Source organism: Streptomyces sp. SD15 (assembly GCF_054462255.1).
In genome coordinates this window covers 91347-105549 of record NZ_JBTLMO010000018.1, presented here as the reverse complement: position 1 = coordinate 105549, position 14203 = coordinate 91347, and the positions used below count along the sequence as shown (strand labels likewise).

15 protein-coding genes are annotated in these 14203 nt (G+C 71.7%); 9 read left to right on the top strand and 6 right to left on the bottom strand.

The window, feature by feature from the left end; all coding sequences use genetic code 11:
• Positions 1-118 precede the first annotated feature (118 nt).
• Positions 119-427, top strand: coding sequence for a hypothetical protein (locus ACX28W_RS19755; RefSeq protein WP_459000307.1), 309 nt, complete (start codon positions 119-121; stop codon positions 425-427).
• A 96-nt stretch (positions 428-523) separates the two neighbouring features.
• On the opposite strand, the gene ACX28W_RS19750 is transcribed toward ACX28W_RS19755, so the two are convergent.
• The 5 genes from ACX28W_RS19750 to ACX28W_RS19730 all read right to left on the bottom strand — a co-directional run bounded on the left by ACX28W_RS19750 (position 524) and on the right by ACX28W_RS19730 (position 5250).
• A complete protein-coding gene (locus tag ACX28W_RS19750; RefSeq protein ID WP_459000306.1) occupies positions 524-763 on the bottom strand; it encodes a DUF6213 family protein in 240 nt (79 codons plus the stop codon).
• 25 nt (positions 764-788) lie between these two features.
• Positions 789-2183 carry an NADP-dependent succinic semialdehyde dehydrogenase gene (locus tag ACX28W_RS19745; protein WP_459000305.1) on the bottom strand — a complete coding sequence of 465 codons (1395 nt, stop codon included), beginning with the start codon at positions 2181-2183 and terminating at the stop codon, positions 789-791.
• A 75-nt stretch (positions 2184-2258) separates the two neighbouring features.
• On the bottom strand, positions 2259-2723 hold the full coding sequence (locus tag ACX28W_RS19740; RefSeq protein ID WP_459000304.1) for an NUDIX domain-containing protein: 465 nt from the start codon (positions 2721-2723) through the stop codon (positions 2259-2261).
• Positions 2720-4258: an ATP-dependent DNA ligase gene (locus ACX28W_RS19735; RefSeq protein ID WP_459000303.1), complete on the bottom strand. Its 1539-nt coding sequence runs from the start codon at positions 4256-4258 to the stop codon at positions 2720-2722. The genes ACX28W_RS19740 and ACX28W_RS19735 overlap by 4 nt, the downstream gene beginning before the upstream one ends.
• A gap of 29 nt (positions 4259-4287) precedes the next feature.
• A complete protein-coding gene (locus tag ACX28W_RS19730; RefSeq protein WP_459000302.1) occupies positions 4288-5250 on the bottom strand; it encodes an NAD(P)/FAD-dependent oxidoreductase in 963 nt (320 codons plus the stop codon).
• A 77-nt stretch (positions 5251-5327) separates the two neighbouring features.
• Here ACX28W_RS19730 and ACX28W_RS19725 point away from each other — a divergent pair, with 77 nt between their 5' ends.
• The 6 genes from ACX28W_RS19725 to ACX28W_RS19700 all read left to right on the top strand — a co-directional run bounded on the left by ACX28W_RS19725 (position 5328) and on the right by ACX28W_RS19700 (position 10648).
• Positions 5328-5912 carry a helix-turn-helix domain-containing protein gene (locus tag ACX28W_RS19725; RefSeq protein WP_459000301.1) on the top strand — a complete coding sequence of 195 codons (585 nt, stop codon included), beginning with the start codon at positions 5328-5330 and terminating at the stop codon, positions 5910-5912.
• Positions 5913-5998: 86 nt separating this feature from the next.
• Positions 5999-6976, top strand: coding sequence for an NADPH:quinone oxidoreductase family protein (locus ACX28W_RS19720; RefSeq protein ID WP_459000300.1), 978 nt, complete (start codon positions 5999-6001; stop codon positions 6974-6976).
• On the top strand, positions 6973-8154 hold the full coding sequence (locus ACX28W_RS19715) for an acyl-CoA dehydrogenase family protein (protein WP_459000299.1): 1182 nt from the start codon (positions 6973-6975) through the stop codon (positions 8152-8154). Before ACX28W_RS19720 ends, ACX28W_RS19715 begins: the two co-directional genes overlap by 4 nt.
• Positions 8151-9245: an acyl-CoA dehydrogenase family protein gene (locus ACX28W_RS19710; RefSeq protein ID WP_459000298.1), complete on the top strand. Its 1095-nt coding sequence runs from the start codon at positions 8151-8153 to the stop codon at positions 9243-9245. The genes ACX28W_RS19715 and ACX28W_RS19710 overlap by 4 nt, the downstream gene beginning before the upstream one ends.
• A gap of 215 nt (positions 9246-9460) precedes the next feature.
• Positions 9461-10327 (top strand): phosphatidylinositol-specific phospholipase C/glycerophosphodiester phosphodiesterase family protein, encoded by an 867-nt coding sequence (locus tag ACX28W_RS19705; protein WP_459000297.1) that lies wholly within the window; start codon positions 9461-9463, stop codon positions 10325-10327.
• A gap of 126 nt (positions 10328-10453) precedes the next feature.
• The gene (locus tag ACX28W_RS19700; protein ID WP_362086799.1) at positions 10454-10648 is read left to right on the top strand and encodes a hypothetical protein; all 195 of its coding nucleotides are present in this window, start codon (positions 10454-10456) and stop codon (positions 10646-10648) included.
• A 12-nt stretch (positions 10649-10660) separates the two neighbouring features.
• Here ACX28W_RS19700 and ACX28W_RS19695 read toward each other — a convergent pair whose 3' ends face one another.
• A complete protein-coding gene (locus tag ACX28W_RS19695; RefSeq protein WP_459000296.1) occupies positions 10661-11845 on the bottom strand; it encodes a phosphodiester glycosidase family protein in 1185 nt (394 codons plus the stop codon).
• A gap of 302 nt (positions 11846-12147) precedes the next feature.
• On the opposite strand from ACX28W_RS19695, the gene ACX28W_RS19690 reads away from it, so the two are divergent.
• Both ACX28W_RS19690 and ACX28W_RS19685 read left to right on the top strand, forming a co-directional pair.
• A complete protein-coding gene (locus ACX28W_RS19690; RefSeq protein ID WP_459000295.1) occupies positions 12148-12813 on the top strand; it encodes an SDR family NAD(P)-dependent oxidoreductase in 666 nt (221 codons plus the stop codon).
• 136 nt (positions 12814-12949) lie between these two features.
• Positions 12950-14167: a CaiB/BaiF CoA transferase family protein gene (locus ACX28W_RS19685; RefSeq protein WP_459000294.1), complete on the top strand. Its 1218-nt coding sequence runs from the start codon at positions 12950-12952 to the stop codon at positions 14165-14167.
• The last annotated feature ends 36 nt before the right edge of the window (positions 14168-14203 follow it).

Sequence of the window (14203 nt, the reverse complement as noted above, 5' to 3'; positions counted from 1 at the left end):
CGGCATCTGGCCGAACGGCCGGATGGCCGGATGGCCGAACGGCCGGATGTCGGGCCGGAGAGCGCCGCCTTCTTCGCGATGCTCCCGGAGGGTGAGGCCGTGGCCCAGGATCGGCTGGGTGCGTACGTCGCCGCGTGCGGTGCGGACGAGGCGCGGGCCGCCGCGTACGAGCCGCTCGCGGACTGCCAGGCCCATCCCGCGTACGTGGGCCTGGCCGGCCCTCAACGGTTCACCGGTCGACGTGGTCCTCGCGCTGAGCGCCAACTTCGGGACGTGCGGCGGCTGTTGCGCGGCGATCGCCGGGGCTCTGCGCCGCCACTACGGCTTCGACGACGAGGCCTGCGGGTTCTTCGACCTCTTCGCCGAGCCCGCGCCGGAGCTGGAGCACAAGGCGCCGGCCGCTGTGCGGGCGGGTGAGGGAGGATGAGGTGCACCGGTACGGGCGGTGGCTGCAGAGCTACGAGGCGACGTTCTGGCACGCCCTGTGGGAGCTCGACCAGCGGCCGGGCCGACCGGGCGTCGGTCAGCCCGAGGTCGTCCCACTGCTGTGTGCGATGCAGGCCACGTCGATGCGGTCGGCGAGCTTGGCGAGTTCGATGGCCAGCGTCGCCACCGTGTCCTCGTCGAGCCCCTCCTGACCGGCCTCCACCAGATGCAGCCATCGGCCGCCCAACGTACGCAGCAGTTTGCTGACGTCGGCGGCCGCCACCTGCAACGTGCCGCGGTCGTCGACGATCAGAGGCAGGGTCACTTCGCGGTTCACAGAAGGGATCGTAGCTGCGGAACGCTCACGCTCCGTGCCATACCGTGGTGATGTTGCAGAACTCTCGGATTCCGTGCCCCGACAGCTCACGCCCGTAGCCGGACCGCTTGACCCCGCCGAACGGGAACGCCGGGTGCGACGCCGTCATCCCGTTGACGTACACGCCACCCGCCGCCAGATCACGTACGAACCGGTCCACCTCGGCCTCGTCGCGGGTCCAGACATTCGAACTGAGCCCGAAGGGCGTGTCATTGGCGAGGGTGACGGCCTCGTCCAGGTCGGCGGCGCGGTAGAGCGTGGCCACGGGCCCGAAGGTCTCCTCCTGGTGGATGCGCATCTCCGGGGTGATGTCGGCGAGGAGGGTCGGCGCGTAGTACCAGCCCCGGTCCGTGAAGCCTTCCGGGCGCTCGCCGCCGCACAGGACGCTCGCGCCGTTCTCCACCGCGTCGTCGACGAGTTCCTCCAGGTCACCGCGGCCCTGCTCGCTGGAGAGCGGGCCGATGTCGGTGTCCTCGTCCAGCGGGTCGCCGACTTTCAGGGCCCGCATGCCCGCCGTGAAGCGCTCGGCGAAGGCGTCGAACACGTCCGCGTGCACGATGAACCGCTTGGCCGCGATGCACGACTGTCCGTTGTTCTGGACGCGTGCCGTCACCGCGGTCTTCGCCGCGCGGTCGATGTCGGCGGACGGCATCACGACGAACGGGTCGCTGCCGCCCAGCTCCAGGACCGTCTTCTTGACCTCGTCCCCGGCCACCGAGGCGACCGCACGCCCCGCCGGTTCACTTCCGGTGAGCGTCGCAGCCTTGACCCGGGGGTCGCGCAGGATGTCCTCGACGGCGCCCGAGCCGATCAGCAGGGTCTGGAAGCAGCCCTCGGGGAAGCCCGCCCGGCGGAACAGATCCTCCAGGTAGAGGGCGGTCTGCGGCACGTTCGAGGCGTGCTTGAGCAGCCCGACGTTGCCCGCCATCAGCGCGGGCGCGGCGAAGCGGATCACCTGCCAGAGCGGGAAGTTCCACGGCATGACGGCCAGCACCGGGCCGAGCGGCCGATAGCGCACCAGGACGCGGGAGGCGCCGGAGTCCTTCACGTCGAAGTCGGGGGGCTCCTCGTCGGCGAGCAGTTCCGCGGCGTGGTCGGCGTACCAGCGCATCGACTTCGCGCACTTGGCGGCCTCCGCGCGGGCCTGCTTGACCGGCTTGCCCATCTCCGTGGTCATCACCCGGCCGATGGAGTCCTGGTCCGCGTCGAGGAGGTCGGCGGCCTGGTGCATCAGCCGCGCCCGCTCGGCGAAGGACGTGGTGCGATAGACGCGGAACGTGGCCTCGGCCGTCGCGAGCCTGCGCTCGATCTCCTCGGCGCCCAGGGCCTCGTACGTCTTGAGTGTCTCGCCGTTCGCCGGGTTCACCGTTGCGATGGGCATGGCCGACCTCCTGAAAGCGGGCTGTTCCTCGACCCTCCCGCGCGGCGCGGTACGGCGCAACGCGGCGGGCGCTCTTCAGCCCGAGTGCTCCGCCAGCCGGTCGAAAAACGCCGCCTGCGCCGGAACGACAACCGCCCGCGCCCGGTCCAGGCCGAACCACTCCACCCGGTCCAACTCGGGGAACTCCTGCCGGCGGCCCGACTTCGGCGGCCACTCCATCTCGAAGGTGCCCGGGAGCACGGTCGTCGGGTCGAGGTCCGCCTCGATCGCCCAGGCTGTGACGATCTTGCCGTTGGTCTGCCGCACCTCGCCGAGCGGAACGGCCTCCCCGTCGGGCGGCGGCAGCCCCAGTTCCTCCTGGAACTCGCGGCGCGCGGCCGCCCAGCCGGCCTCGTCGGGCTCGTACTCGCCCTTGGGCACGGTCCAGGCCCCGGCGTCGCGGCGCGCGAAGAACGGACCGCCCATATGGCCGAGCAGCACCTCGAGGCCGCTGTCGGTGCGCCGGAACAACAGCAGTCCCGCGCTGCGCTTCCCGCTCACGGGGTCACCTCCGGGTGCGCGGCCAGCAGCGTCCCGACCGTGTCGGCCTCGGCCGGGGTCTTGTCCTCGCGATACCGCACCACGCGGGCGAAGCGCAGGGTGACGCCGGCCGGGTAGCGGGTGGACTTCTGCAGACCGTCGTACGCGATCTCGACGACGAGTTCGGGCCGTACGGTCACCACGTACCCGTTGTCCTCGACGGCCAGTTCCTGAAGCCGCGCGGTCTGCCAGGTCAGCATCGCGTCCGTCATACCCTTGAAGGTCTTGCCGAGCATGGCGAAGGAGCCGTCAGCGGTGCGCGCCCCGAGGTGCAGATTGGACAGCTTGCCGGTGCGCCGGCCGTGGCCCCACTCGGCCGCCAGCACCACCAGGTCGAGGGTGTGCACGGGCTTGACCTTCAGCCAGGAGGCGCCGCGTCGGCCCGCGCTGTAGGGCGCGTCGAGGGCTTTGACCACGACACCCTCGTGGCCCCGCTTCAGGGTGTCGGCGAGGAACCGCTCCGCCGCGGGGACGCCCTCGGGGCCGGCGACGAGCGTGCGCCGCACCCGCATCGGCTCGGGCACCAGCCGCGCCAGCTCCGCGTGCCGCTCGGCGAACGGCAGATCCAGCAGATCCCGCCCGTCGACGGACAGCGCGTCGAAGAAGACGGGGGAGACCGGCACGCTCCGCGCGGCCGTGGCCACGTCCACCCGCGAACCCACGCGCCCGGCCGTCTCCTGGAAGGAGCGCGGCCGCCCGTCCTCGTCCAGCGCGATGACCTCGCCGTCCAGGATGAATCTGGAGTCCTTCAACTCCATTGCGACAGAAATGAGTTCTGGTAGACGGTCGGTGATGTCGTCGAGGGTGCGGGTGTAGATCCGTACGTCGTCGCCGTCGCGGTGGAGTTGTACGCGGATGCCGTCGAGCTTCTCCTCGACGGCACACGCGCCCAGCTTGGCGACGGCTTCGGACACGGACGTGGCGCTGTGCGCCAGCATCGGCAGCACCGGGCGGCCGACGGTGAGCCGGAAGCCGCCCAGGGCCTCGGGGCCCTCGGCGAGCAGCGCCCGCGCCACCGTCTGCAGCGACCCGGCGAGCATCACCGCCCGCCGTACGTCCGCCGAGGGCGCGCCGGTCGCCTCCGCGAGCCCCTCGACCGCGACCGCGTCCAGCGCGCCCTGCCGCACCTCGCCGCTGATCAGCCCCAGCAGGAACCGCTGCTCGTCGCCGGTGGCCGCCGCCATCAGAGCGCCCGTCAGACGCCCCCGCTCGGCCTGCGAGCCGGTGCCCGTGACCGCGCCGATCTCCGTCAGCCGGGAATCCACCTCCCGCACCGTGAGCGCGGGCTCCGCCGCGGGCGGCACCGGCCGGCTGAGCAGCTTCCAGCCGATGCCGAGCCGCCCCTGCGGCAGGCGTCCCGCCAGATACGGGATCACGATCGGCACGTCGTCCGCGTCGGCCTCCCGGAACAACTCGGCCAGCAGGCCGATCTTCCGGGACCGCGCCGAGGTGGCGGCGACCTCCTGGGACACCTGGGCGAGCCGGCTCAGCAGCATGCAGCCATGGTGCAACGGAGGCGGCCGCTCTACACCCGGACGGCGGCCGTTCCACTCCCCGTCTGCTTCCTGACGGCCGCGTCGAGGTCCGTTAAGAGCAGGTCCGCGACGATCGCGGTCGCCGCCCGGTAGCCGCCGCTCGCCGCGTGCACGACCTGTTCCGTGAACCCGATCGCGTTGCCCGCCGCCCACACGCCGGGCACGGTCGTCAGGCCCGTCGGGTCGACCACGGGATACGTGCCGAACGGTGTCTCCCGCAGTTCGGCGCCCAGCCGCTCGAACAGGCCGGTCTGTGTGACGGGGCGGGGCGCGACGAACATCACGGAGCGCCGGTGCGTCGTGCCGTCCGCGAGCCGCACTCCGGTGAGCCGGTCGCCGTCGACGATCAGCCCCGCGACCTCGCCGGGCACCACGGCGACCCCGGCGGCCGCGAGCCGCCGCAGGTCCTCGTCCGGCAGCTCGTCCTCGGCGACGGTGTGCAGGAACAGGGTCACGTCCTTCGACCACTGGGAGACCAACAACGCCTGGTGCACGCTCGCCGCCGTCGAGGCGAGCACACCGAAGGGCTGGTCCCGCACCTCCCAGCCGTGGCAGAACGGGCAGTGCAGCACATCCCGCCCGAAGCGCTCGGCGACGCCGGGCAGTGTGGGCAGCTCGTCCTTGAGGCCGGTGGCGATGACTAGCCTGCGGGCGTGCACGGCCCGGCCGCCGGCGAGGACCACGGCGAAGTCCGCACCGCGGGTGACGTCCACCACCCGGTCCCGGACGAGCTCGACCCCGTACCCCTCGATCTCCCGCCGTCCCTCGGCGAGGAACTCGGCGGGCGGCATGCCGTCCCGGGACAGATAGCCCTGCATGTGCGCGGCGGGCGCGTTGCGCGGCTCGCCCGCGTCGACGACGAGTGTGCTGTGCCGTGCCCGGCCGAGGACCAGCGCCGCGGACAGTCCCGCCGCGCCGCCGCCGATGACAACCGCTGCGTACCTCTCGGTCATGGTGACCACCTCCACCGAGAAGGTCGCCCGACCGGGCCCGTATTGACAAACGGCTTTGCTGATTCTGCAATACGTGTATGAGTGAAGACACACCGACCGATGAGGTGCTGGCCGAGGTCGGGCCGCGGCTGCGGCGGATCCGCAAGGAGCGGGGCGCGACCCTCGCGGGGCTGTCCGAGGTGACCGGCATCTCCGTGAGCACGTTGTCGCGGCTGGAGTCCGGGCTGCGCAAGCCCAGCCTGGAACTGCTGCTGCCCATCGCCCGCGCCCATCAGGTGCCGCTCGATGAACTGGTCGGAGCGCCGCCGGTCGGGGATCCCCGGGTCCGCGCCCAGCCGATCGTCCGGCACGGCCGCACGTACTGGCCGCTCACCCGGCAGCCGGGTGGGCTCCAGGCATTCAAGGTGCTCGAACCCGAGCGCAAGGAGGAGCCGGAACCCCGGACCCACGAGGGCTACGAATGGCTGTACGTGCTTGCCGGGCGGCTTCGGCTGGTGCTCGGCGACCACGACGTGGTGCTGACCGCCGGGGAGGCCGCCGAGTTCGACACGCGTGTCCCCCACTGGTTCGGCTCGACCGGCGAGGGGCCCGCGGAGTTCCTGAGTCTGTTCGGCCCGCAGGGGGAGCGGATACATGTGCGGGCACGCCCCACCCGTCCGTGATGGACGCGACTGTTCCCTGATCGGCAAGCGACCGCTTAGTATGCGGTCGAGCCCGGTCAGACAGAGCAGTCCCGTGGAGGCCCCGCATGCAGGCATGGCAAGTGCACCAGATCGGCGAGCCGAGCGAGGTGATGCGGCTGGAGGACGTGGCGCGTCCGGTGCCCGGCGAGGGCCAGGTCCTGCTCAAGGTGCGCGCGGCGAACATCAACTTCCCGGACGCGCTGATGTGCCGCGGGCAGTACCAGGTCAGGCCGCCACTGCCGTTCACGCCCGGCGTGGAGATCTGCGGCGAGACCGCGGACGGGCGCCGGGTACTCGCGAACCCCGTACTGCCGTCCGGCGGTTTCGCCGAGTACGCCGTCGCGGATGCCGCCGCTCTGCTGCCCGCGCCCGAGGCCCTCGACGACACCGAGGCCGCCGCCCTGCACATCGGCTACCAGACGGGCTGGTTCGGTCTGCACCGGCGCGCCCGCCTCGAGGCCGGCGAGACGCTGCTCGTGCACGCGGCCGCCGGAGGCGTCGGCAGCGCCGCCGTGCAGCTCGGCAAGGCTGCCGGGGCCACCGTCATCGGTGTCGTCGGAGGTGCCGACAAGGCCGCCGTGGCACGCGAGCTGGGCTGCGACGTCGTCATCGACCGGCGTGCGCAGGACGTCATCGCCGCCGTGAAGGAAGCCACCGGCGGCCGGGGCGCCGACGTGATCTACGACCCCGTCGGTGGCGACGCCTACACCCAGTCCACCAAGGTCGTCGCCTTCGAGGGCCGGATCGTCGTCGTGGGCTTCGCGAGCGGGTCGATCCCCAGCCCGGGGCTGAACCACGCCCTGGTGAAGAACTACTCGATCCTCGGCCTGCACTGGGGCCTGTACAACACCAAGAACCCCAAGCTGATCCAGCACTGCCACGAGCAGCTCACCGAGCTGGCCACGCGGGGCGCCATCAAGCCGCTGGTCAGCGAGCGCGTGCCGCTCGGCGGTGCCGCCGCGGCCGTGCAGCGGGTCGCCGACGGTGTCACCACGGGGCGGGTCGCCGTGGTGCCCTCATCCGAGAACGGAGCAGCCGCATGACCGACGCAGCCGAACTGCGCCGCCGCACCCAGGAGTTGCTGGCGGCCCATCCGCCCTTGGAAACCGACCGGACCGAGTTCCTCAAGGCCCGGTTCGACGCCGGACTCGCCTGGGTGCACTACCCCGAGGGCCTCGGCGGACTCGGTGCCCCGCGTACCCTCCAGGCCGTCGTGGACGCCGAGTTGGAGGCCGCGGGCGCGCCCGACAACGACCCGCGGCGCATCGGCATCGGCCTCGGCATGGCCGCGCCGACGATCCTCGGCTTCGGCACCCAGGAGCAGAAACGGCGCTTCCTCAGGCCGCTCTGGGTCGGCGAGGAGGTCTGGTGCCAGCTCTTCAGCGAGCCCGGCGCCGGATCGGACCTGGCCGCGCTCGGTACACGCGCGGTCCGCGACGGCGACAGCTGGGTGATCAACGGACAGAAGGTGTGGACCTCCAGCGCCCACCTCGCCCGCTGGGCCATCCTCATCGCCCGCACCGACCCCGACCTGCCCAAGCACCGCGGCATCACCTACTTCATCTGCGACATGACCGACCCCGGCGTCGAGGTGCGGCCGCTGCGCCAGGTCACCGGCGAGGCCGAGTTCAACGAGGTCTTCCTCACCGACGTACGCCTCCCGGACACGCACCGCCTCGGCGAGATCGGCGACGGCTGGCGGGTCGCGCAGACCACGCTCATGAACGAGCGCGTGTCCATCGGCGGTATGCGCATCCCGCGCGAGGGCGGCATGATCGGCCCCGTCTCCAAGACCTGGCGCGAGCGCCCCGAACTGCGCACCCACGACCTGCACCAGCGGCTGCTGAAACTGTGGGTCGAGGCAGAGGTGGCCCGGCTCTCCGGCGAGCGGCTGCGCCAGCAGCTCGCCGCCGGCCAGCCCGGCCACGAGGGCTCCGGAATGAAGCTCGGGTTCGCCCGCCTCAACCAGGAGATCAGCGGCCTGGAGGTCGAACTCCTCGGCGAGGAAGGCCTGTTGTACGACGACTGGACCATGCGCCGGCCGGAGCTCGTCGACTTCACCGGCCGCGACGCCGGCTACCGCTACCTCCGCTCCAAGGGCAACAGCATCGAGGGCGGGACCAGCGAGGTCCTGCTGAACATCGTCGCCGAACGCGTGCTGGGCCTGCCCTCCGAGCCGCGCACCGACAAGGACGTCGCCTGGAAGGACCTCGCCCGATGAGTACACAGCCCGACCTTCTGTACGCGGAAGAGGAGGACGCGCTGCGCGCCGCCGTCCGGGACCTCCTCACCGACCACTGCGACGCGGCGGGCGTCATCGCCCGCACCGAGTCGGACGCGCCGCACGACCCCGAGCTGTGGAAGGCACTGTCGGACGGGATGGGCCTGGCGGGTCTCCTGGTACCCGAGTCGCAGGGCGGCCAGGGCGCCACCCACCGCGAAGCCGCCGTGGTGCTGGAGGAGTTGGGCCGGGCGGTCGCCCCCGTGCCGTATCTGACGAGCGCCGTCGTCGCGACCGAGGCACTGCTGGCCTGCGAGGGCGAGGCGGCCGCCGACCTGCTGGCGGAGCTGGCGTCGGGACGGAAGGTGGGCGCGCTCGCCGTCGCCCTGTCCGTGGCAGCAGGCGGCGCCTACAAGACCGTACGGGCCGAAGACGGTGTCCTGTACGGGGAGTTGACGGGGATCGCGGACGCGGCGGTCGCCGATGTGCTGCTGGTTCCCGCGGCGGACGGCGCGCTGTACGCGGTGGACGGGGACGCCGTGACGGTCACGCCACAGGTGTCCCTCGACCTCACCCGGCCGCTCGCGACGGTCGGCTTCGACGGGGTGCGGGCACGCCACCTGGGCGCTGCCGAACCGGCCGTACGACGTGCCCTGCGCACCGGCGCCGGGCTGCTCGCCTCCGAGCAACTCGGCCTCGCCGACTGGTGCTTGACGGAGACGGTCCGCTACCTGAAGGAGCGCAAGCAGTTCAACCGGCCCGTCGGCGGCTTCCAGGCGCTCAAGCACCGGCTCGCCCAGCTGTGGCTGGAGGTCGTCAACACCCGTGCCGCGGCCAGGAGCGCCGCCGACGCGCTCGCGACCGGCAGCGCGGACACCGAGGTGGCGGTCGCCGTCGCCCAGGCGTACGCCGCACCCGTCGCCGTCCATGCCGCCGAGGAGGCCCTGCAACTGCACGGCGGCATCGGTATGACCTGGGAGCACCCGGTTCACCTTTACCTGAAGCGCGCGAAGGCGGACTCGATCGCGTACGGCACGGCGGGCGCGCATCGTGAGGCGCTGGCCGGGCTGGTGGATCTGCAGGCGCCCTGACGCGCCCCCTCAAGAAGCCCGCCCCACCTGGGGCGGGCTTTTTGGTGTGCTCCGCACCGACGAAGTGAACGAACGGCGGCAGTCCGGCCAACTCCCTCCACGGGACTGCTCCTTGAGTGCCCCCGGCCTCCATACTCTCCCCCAGTCTCGACTTCGCTCGACCGGGAGGGACCCCCATGGTTTCTTCGTCCGGCACTTCCAGGGAGGCAGAGCACATGGCCCTTACCACCCGTCGCAGAGCCCTCGGCACCCTCGGCGCCGCCCTCGCGGGCTACATCTCACTGCCCGCCGCGTACGCGGGGGCGAGCGAGCAAAAGCACGGCCCGAGCCCGCTGTGGCGCGCCCACGCGCACAACGACTACGACCACCCCAGGCCCCTGTTCGACGCCCTCGACCACCGCTTCGGCAGCGTCGAGGCCGACATCTACCTCGTGGGCGACCAGCTCCTCGTCGCCCACGACCCGGTCGATCTCGACCCGACCCGCACCCTGGAATCCCTCTACCTCGCCCCCCTCGCCGCCCGCGTCAAGGCCCACCACGGCTCGGTGTACCGGGGTTACCGCACGCCCCTGCAACTCCTCATCGACATCAAGACCGAGGGTGCGTCGACGTACCTCGAACTCGACCGCCATCTGCGCCGCTACCGGCACCTGTTCACGACGTACGCCCACGGCCGCGTCCACCCGGGGCCGGTCACGGCCGTCATCTCCGGCGACCGCGCCGCTCGTACGCCCATGGAGGCGCAGACCGTGCGGCGCGCCTTCTACGACGGCCGGCTCGCCGACCTCGGCAGCACGGCGAGCGCCTCCTTCATCCCGCTCATCAGCGACAACTGGACACTCAACTTCACCTGGCTCGGGGTCGGCCCGTTCCCCGACGCCGAGCGCGCGAAGCTGCGGAGCATCATCGCGGCGGCGCACGGGCGGCGACAGAAGGTGCGGTTCTGGGCCACGCCCGATCTGGCGGGCCCGGCCCGCGACGCGTTGTGGGGCGAACTCCTCGCCGCCGACGTCGACTACTTCAACACCGACGACCTCGCGGGCCTCCAGGCGTTCCTGGACGCCCACAAGCGGTCGCGGTAGCTCGCACGTACGACTGGGCTCGGACACCACACGTTCGGAGGACACGTCAGCCGCCCGGACGAACCCTCCGCTACGCCACACTTGCGGCCGAAAGCCGCGGTGTCGACGTGGCGGAGGAGGTTGACGATGGCCATTTCCATCTCTGTGGTGGTACTGCTCCTGATCCTCGCGGTGGTCTTCCTGCGCAACGGCGCACTGAAGCCCTCGCACGCCCTGGTCTGCGTGCTGCTCGGCTTCTATCTGGCGAGCTCGCACATGGCGCCGACCATTCACGAGGGACTCACGGCGACGGCGGACATCGTGAGCAGCCTGCGTCCCTGACGTGCCGGCACGTCAGGGACGTGAGAACACGCCGATGCCGTTCGGGACCGGACGCTCGGCGCCGCCGCTGGGGTGGTTGAGGACGCTCACGGCGTTCGCTCCCGGCTTGCGGGCGACCAGCGTGGTGGAGCCGCCGCCGTCCAGGCTGAACGCGTCGACGGAGCCCAACCTCCGCATGATCTCGGCCACTTCCGCGATGGTGAGACCGCTGCGGTACGCGGGCGCGCCGTCGAGGCCGAGCAGCAGCATCCGCCGCCCGTCGCCGGAGACGCCCACGGCGGTCCGTACGGCCGCGGTCGTGTTGTTCAGGCCGGGCAGCGGCTGACCGTCGGTGAGGACCGGGTAGCCGCCGACTGCGAAGCGGTACCGGATCCGGGTGGCGGTCGAGATCAGCCGGTGCCGTACCCGGACCGGTTCGCCCGGCGCCAGCTTCCGCAGCTGCTGGGCTCCCGCCTCACGGCCCACCAGGACGGTGGTGCCGGGGACGATGGGACCGCTGCCGGGTGTGTTCGCCACCGATGCGACGCGGCCGCCGCGGACCGTCACCTCGTAGGTGTCCGCGCTACAGGGCGCGGCCCGGTCGGCGTCGGTGCCGCAGGTGGCCCGGACGCGGGAGACACTGCCCCAGTCCGAGGTGAAGGCGCCGATGGAACCCTGCGGCAGCGCGTATTGGTTGAGCCCGCCGAGCGGCCACCGCCCCTCGGGGCTGCGCACCGCACCGTCGAGCGCCAGGCTGTCCAGTCGGGCCCGGCGGTCGAGGCCCACCCCGAACACGTCCTTGGTCGTCGTGCCCGGAGGCAGGGCGGGGCCGAAGCGCTGGCCGTTCGGAACCGCCGCCTTGAGGGTGTGCCCGCTCGCGATCGCCGGGCCCACGGTGGCGCCCGTCGCCTCGACCCCGGGGTGCTGGGTCTCCGTGATGTTGAAGAAGTCGCCGTTGACGCCCGCGACGGCACCCCGCGAGTCGGCCAGTCGGGAGACGGTCGCCCGGGACGCCACGGCTCCGGGGTGGAGCAGGTCGACCTGTACGTGGGGATTGCGCAGATCGACGCTCAGTACGTGCGCGTGCGCCACACCCTGGGCGGCGGGGATGTCGAACTCCGTGTACGTGATGCCGGGGGCGACGGCGGTGGTGCCCGCCGCGCCGCTGGCCGGTGCGGCCCCGACGAGGGTCGTACCGGCCAGCGCACTCCAGGCCACGAGAACCGTCGATAGGGTTCTGAGCCGTACCGTTCCGGGCCGTACCGTTCTGAGCCGTACAGTTTTGAACTGTCCGTCACGACGCGTCACAGTGCCCCCTGAAGTCTCGTCAACTGCCGTAGGACTCAAAGGGATTGCACCAGACTGCGGTGCCCGAGGCGGTGGCTGTGCGCCGACTACTCGGGAACGGGTCAGAAAACGCACTCCTTCGGGTGGTCCCGGCATGCGTGATCGGCTTGTGATCGATAGGGCGATACTGGGCTGAACCACGGCCCGAGACCACGCACGCTCAAGGAGATGCCATGACCACCTTCGCCGTCATCGGAGCCGGACCCGGCCTGGGAGCAGCCGTCGCCCGGCGCTTCGGCCGCGAGGGCTTCGACATCGCCCTGATCTCCCGCAGCCAGGACCGCGTGGAAGCCCTGGCCGCCGACCTGGTCGGTGAGGGCATCACCGCGCGCGGTTTCGCCGCCGACGTACGCGACCCGAAAGCCCTCGAAGGGGCCCTCGAAGCGGCGGCCGCGGCGCTCGGCCCGATCGAGGTGCTGCAGTACAGCCCGCTCCCGCACCGCGACTTCATGCGGCCGGTCCTGGAGACCGCAGCCGCCGACCTCCTCGGTCCGATCGAGTTCTCCGTCTACGGCCCGGTCGCCGCCGTGCGGCAGGTACTGCCGGGCATGCGGGCCCTGGGCCACGGCACCGTCCTCTTCGTCAACGGCGGCACCGCCGTCGTCCCCCATCCCGATCGCGCCGGCACGTCGATCGCGTTCGCCGCCGAGAGTGCCTACGGCCATCTGCTGCACGACACGCTCGCCGCCGAGGGCATTCATGTCGCGCAACTGATCATCCCCGGCGCGATCGTCCCCGGACACCGAAGGAAGGACCCGGCCGTGCTCGCGGACACCCTGTGGGGCCTGCACCAGGACCGGCACGGGTTCCGCCACTTCGCCGACGACCTCGACGCCTGACCGGTCGGTCCGAGCTCGACCAGGGCACGTGCGGCCGTACGTCCACACCTCGCGGCGCTCGAAAATTCATGAGCGCTCATGATGGTAATCCTGGTACGGGACCCACAGGGGCCCGCAGGCTCCTGGAGGTCCCCGCATGACCGAACTCCCCGAACGATCACCACTCTCCGAACAACTTCCGCTCTCCGGCATCACGGTCGTCAGCGTCGAACAGGCGGTGGCGGCTCCCTTCGCCACGCGCCAGCTGGCCGATCTCGGCGCCCGCGTCATCAAGGTGGAACGCCCGGGCGGGGGCGACTTCGCCCGTCGGTACGACACGACGGTGCACGGTGAGTCGAGCTATTTCGTGTGGCTGAACCGTTCGAAGGAGTCCGTGACCCTCGACCTGAAATCGGACCGGGGGCGGGAGATCCTGGAGCGACTGCTGGGCGAAGCCGATGTGTTCGTGCAGAACCTGGCGCCGGGCGCGGCGGCCAGGATGGGCCTGGGCGCCGACGCCCTCGCCGAGCGGTTTCCGTCGCTGATCCCGTGCTCCATCTCGGGCTACGGATCGAGCGGCCCGTGGGCCCACCGGAAGGCGTACGACCTGCTGGTGCAGTGCCAGACGGGGCTGGTCTCGTTGACGGGGAACGAGCACGGAGCCGCCCGGGCGGGGGTGTCGGTCGCCGACATCGCCGCCGGCATGTACGCCTACTCGGGCATTCTCACCGCGCTGTTCACGCGGGCGACCACGGGTGTGGCCCGTGCGGTGGAGGTGTCGCTGTTCGAGGCGCTGGCCGAGTGGATGAGCCAACCCGCGTACTACACCCGCCACGGCGGCACCCAGCCCCCACGGATAGGCACCCAGCACGCGACCATCGCGCCCTACGGCGCCTACACCGCGGCCGACGGCAAGGACGTCCTGTTCTCCATCCAGAACGAACGCGAATGGGTCGCGCTGTGCGAACGGTTCCTCCAGCGTCCCGACCTCGTCGCGGACGTGCGCTTCGCCACCGGTTCCGCGCGGGTGGCCCACCGGGAGGAACTGAACGCGGTCGTGGCCGAGCGGTTCGCGCGGTCGGACAGCGCGGAAGTGATGAAGCTGCTGGACGAGGCGGGCATCGCCAACGCCGGAGTCAACGACGTCGAAGAGTTCCTGGCGCACCCCGTGCTCAGCGCCCGGGACCGCTGGCGGGACGTACCCATTCCCGGCGGAGCCATGGTGCCGGCGCTGCTGCCACCGGCGGACCTGGCCGGAACCGCACCGCGGATGGACGCCGTGCCCGCCGCCGGTGAGCACACGGAGAAAATCCTCGCCGAACTCGGGTACAGCGCGGCCGAAGTCGCCGGTCTGCAGGCCGGCCACGTCATCTGAACAGCCTGCTCAGAGCCCCAGGGAGAGACGCTGCTC

Bases quoted from the DNA above. Each gene is read 5' to 3' on its own strand.
- ACX28W_RS19705 (WP_459000297.1), top strand. From the start codon at position 9,461: ATGGCCCTTACCACCCGTCGCAGAGCCCTCGGCACCCTCGGCGCCGCC.
- ACX28W_RS19690 (WP_459000295.1), top strand. From the start codon at position 12,148: ATGACCACCTTCGCCGTCATCGGAGCCGGACCCGGCCTGGGAGCAGCC.
- ACX28W_RS19735 (WP_459000303.1), bottom strand. From the start codon at position 4,258: ATGCTGCTGAGCCGGCTCGCCCAGGTGTCCCAGGAGGTCGCCGCCACC.
- ACX28W_RS19685 (WP_459000294.1), top strand. From the start codon at position 12,950: ATGACCGAACTCCCCGAACGATCACCACTCTCCGAACAACTTCCGCTC.
- ACX28W_RS19720 (WP_459000300.1), top strand. From the start codon at position 5,999: ATGCAGGCATGGCAAGTGCACCAGATCGGCGAGCCGAGCGAGGTGATG.
- ACX28W_RS19730 (WP_459000302.1), bottom strand. From the start codon at position 5,250: ATGACCGAGAGGTACGCAGCGGTTGTCATCGGCGGCGGCGCGGCGGGA.
- ACX28W_RS19715 (WP_459000299.1), top strand. From the start codon at position 6,973: ATGACCGACGCAGCCGAACTGCGCCGCCGCACCCAGGAGTTGCTGGCG.
- ACX28W_RS19700 (WP_362086799.1), top strand. From the start codon at position 10,454: ATGGCCATTTCCATCTCTGTGGTGGTACTGCTCCTGATCCTCGCGGTG.
- ACX28W_RS19745 (WP_459000305.1), bottom strand. From the start codon at position 2,183: ATGCCCATCGCAACGGTGAACCCGGCGAACGGCGAGACACTCAAGACG.
- ACX28W_RS19725 (WP_459000301.1), top strand. From the start codon at position 5,328: ATGAGTGAAGACACACCGACCGATGAGGTGCTGGCCGAGGTCGGGCCG.
- ACX28W_RS19710 (WP_459000298.1), top strand. From the start codon at position 8,151: ATGAGTACACAGCCCGACCTTCTGTACGCGGAAGAGGAGGACGCGCTG.